Origin of the sequence: Microbacterium sp. CPCC 204701 (assembly GCF_004010105.1) — a bacterium.
Taxonomy (GTDB): Bacteria; Actinomycetota; Actinomycetes; order Actinomycetales; family Microbacteriaceae; genus Microbacterium.
The window spans coordinates 1-1,266 of record NZ_RRYE01000590.1 but is presented as its reverse complement, the minus strand read 5'-3'; the positions used below and the strand labels follow the sequence as shown (position 1 = coordinate 1,266).

Sequence of the window (1,266 nt, the reverse complement as noted above, 5' to 3'; positions counted from 1 at the left end):
CGTGTCGACTGAACGGTCCCCACGGCCCCGCCACGCGCCGCCGGCGCGTCGCGCGGAGCCTCTGGCCGCGTGGGCCCGCCGAGGCCCGCGGCATCCGCAATCCGGTCAGTCCCAATGAAGCCCGCACTCGTGGCAGGCGAACTCGAGTCGTTCCACCCAGCCCTGGTCGAGCTCGGCTCGACGATCGAGGCCCACGGCGAACCAGCGGGGTTCGACCGTGCGCACCTCGAGCGAGTCGCACTCCGGACATGCCTCGGCGACGATCATCCGTGCCATGTCGCCACGGTAACCCCGGCCCACGGCATCCGTCGCAGCGACGCGCGCGTCAGCCGGTGTTCTGGAGGCCGGCCGCGACGCCCGAGACCGACAGCAGCAGCAGGCGCTGCTGCTCGGGGTCGACGGGCGCCCCTTCGGGAGTGTCGCGAAGTGCGCGCAGGGCGCGCAGCTGCAGCAGCGACAGCGCGTCGACGTACGGGCTGCGCATCTTGACCGCGCGCTGCAGCACCGGCTTGTTCGCGAGCAGCTCGGTGCCGCCGGTCACCCGGATCACCCAGTCGCGGGTGAGGCGCATCTCGTCGCGCACGAGCGCGGCGAGGTCGTCGCGGTCGCCCAGCTCGAGGTAGTGCCGGGCGATGCGATCGTCCGCCTTCGCGAGGCTCATGGCGACGTTGTCGATGAGCGTGCGCAGGAGCGGCCACTCGGTGTACGCGCGCTGCAGGAGGGCATCGTCGCCGACCGCCTCGAGCGCGGTGCCGAGCCCGAACCACCCGGCGAGGTTGATGCGGGCCTGAGTCCACGCGAACACCCACGGGATCGCGCGAAGGTCCTCGAGCGACTCCACCGAGAGCCCGCGACGAGCCGGGCGCGAGCCCAGCGCGAGGAGGCCGATCTCCTCCATCGGCGTCACGCGCGCGAACCAGGGGGCGAAGCCCGGCGCCCTCACGAGCGAGAAGAACCTCTCGCGGGACGCGACGTCCATCGCGCCGGCGACGTCGGCGTACTTCTCGGCGGCCTCGCGGTTGCGCTCCTCGTTCGAGGGTGCCGAGGCCAGCAGGATCGCCGCGGCGACCTGGTCGATGTGCCGCATCGCAATGGCGGGATCGCCGTAGCGGGCGAAGATCACCTCACCCTGCTCGGTGAGCTTGAAGCGCCCGTCGACGGAGTGCGGCGGCTGCGCCACGATCGCGGAGTTGGCGGGGCCGCCGCCGCGGCCGAGCGCGCCGCCGCGGCCGTGGAACAGCGTCAGCTCGAGGCCCTCGCGCTGCG

2 protein-coding genes are annotated in these 1,266 nt (G+C 73.1%); both read right to left on the bottom strand.

Annotated features, from left to right (window positions below; all coding sequences use genetic code 11):
* Positions 1–105: 105 nt before the first annotated feature.
* The gene (locus EIO58_RS19080; protein WP_164861874.1) at positions 106–276 is read right to left on the bottom strand and encodes a hypothetical protein; all 171 of its coding nucleotides are present in this window, start codon (positions 274–276) and stop codon (positions 106–108) included.
* A gap of 49 nt (positions 277–325) precedes the next feature.
* Positions 326–1,266, bottom strand: a 941-nt coding sequence (locus EIO58_RS18135) for a phosphoenolpyruvate carboxylase (protein ID WP_127820579.1), incomplete at its 5' end; no start/stop codon positions are given.